The organism is Prevotella conceptionensis 9403948 (assembly GCF_000312305.1).
In the GTDB taxonomy this organism is placed as follows: domain Bacteria; phylum Bacteroidota; class Bacteroidia; order Bacteroidales; family Bacteroidaceae; genus Prevotella; species Prevotella conceptionensis.
In genome coordinates, this window is the sequence record NZ_HE999444.1 from 372,480 (window position 1) to 373,847 (window position 1,368).

Consider the following 1,368-nt stretch of genomic DNA (forward strand, 5'->3'; position numbering starts at 1 on the left):
TGATGCCGATGATGAGCAAAGCCGAACCACCCATAAGCATGAGGGTTAGTTTCATGGCCGAATACTCCTTCTTGCCGCTACCCCAAACGCCGATAAGCAGGTACATGGGGATAAGTGCCACCTCGTAGAACATGAACATGGTGAAGAGATCTACCGAGATGAAGAAACCGTAAACGCCAATGCTAAGCAGGGTGAACCAAAGGAAATATTCTTTTGTTAGTGGCTTTAACTGCCACGAGGCGAATGTACCTGTGAACACGATGATGCTAGAAAGGAGGAGCATCACCACCGAAATGCCGTCGACACCAACGGCGTAGGCTATGTTGAGCGGCTTGAACCAATCCACGGTGTATTGAAACAGCATGGCATCGGTGTTGCCTGCATCGCGCATTTGAAGGAAAGCGATGGTGAGCCAAACCGAAAGTACCAACAAGCACGACGAGCCGACAACCATCACACCGCGCACTTGGTTGAGGTTGCGCGAAAGCCAAAGGCCCAGCAACATCAGTACGGGGATAACTACGAATAATGTTAATATACTCATTTTGTTTTTCTTTTATTTGGTTGTTACCTCATATTACAACATATATAGCAAAACCAAGGTAAGGGCAACGGTTCCGGAGAGGAACCAAATGGCGTAATGACGCACGTCGCCGCTTTGCCAGGGACGTATGCTTTCGCCTGCTTCGTTGGAACTCCAAGCCAAGAAATTGAACGTGCCGTCGATTACATGGCGGTCGAACCACGCGATGGGCTTGGATATAAGGCGGAAGATGATGCGATGGGTAACGTATTGCCAAATCTCGTCCATATAGAAACGCTTGTAGGCTGCACGGTGAAGTGCGGGGAACGTCTTGGCCAACTTGTCGGCGAAAGGCGTTTCGGCCTTCTTGTACATCAGCATCGCTGCTGCAATTCCAATAAGGGCCAATGCCACACTGGTGCCTGCAACGGCCCAATTGATGTGGGTATGGAAGCCTATGCCGTTGGCTGAAACGAGTTCGCCGAAGGGCAAGAAACCGCAAGTTACCGTGATGATGGACAGGAATATCAAGGGGAAAGTCATCGTGAGCGGAGCCTCGTGGGGCTTGTGCGCTCCTTCGTTGATGTGCGTTTCGTAGTAGCTCTTGCCCCAGAATATCACATAGTAGAGTCGGAACATGTAGAAAGCCGTCATCATGGCGATGCCGCTCATCACTGCGCCCATAACAGGACTGAAATTGTAACAAGCTACTAATATCTCATCTTTCGAGAAGAAGCCTGAGAAAGGCGGTATGCCAGCGATGGCGAGACAGGAAATGAGGAACGTCCAGTGCGTAATGGGCATGTACTTGCGTAGTCCGCCCATGTATTCTTTCTCGTTTGAGT

The 1,368-nt window shown here is 50.1% G+C and carries 2 protein-coding genes; both read right to left on the reverse strand.

Annotated elements, in window-relative coordinates; translation table 11 throughout:
• The coding region (locus BN93_RS03740; protein WP_044259707.1) for a proton-conducting transporter transmembrane domain-containing protein at positions 1 to 544 on the reverse strand (544 nt) is incomplete at its 3' end.
• 33 nt (positions 545 to 577) lie between these two features.
• Positions 578 to 1,368: proton-conducting transporter transmembrane domain-containing protein (locus BN93_RS03745; protein WP_044259709.1), on the reverse strand; the 791-nt coding region annotated here is incomplete at its 5' end.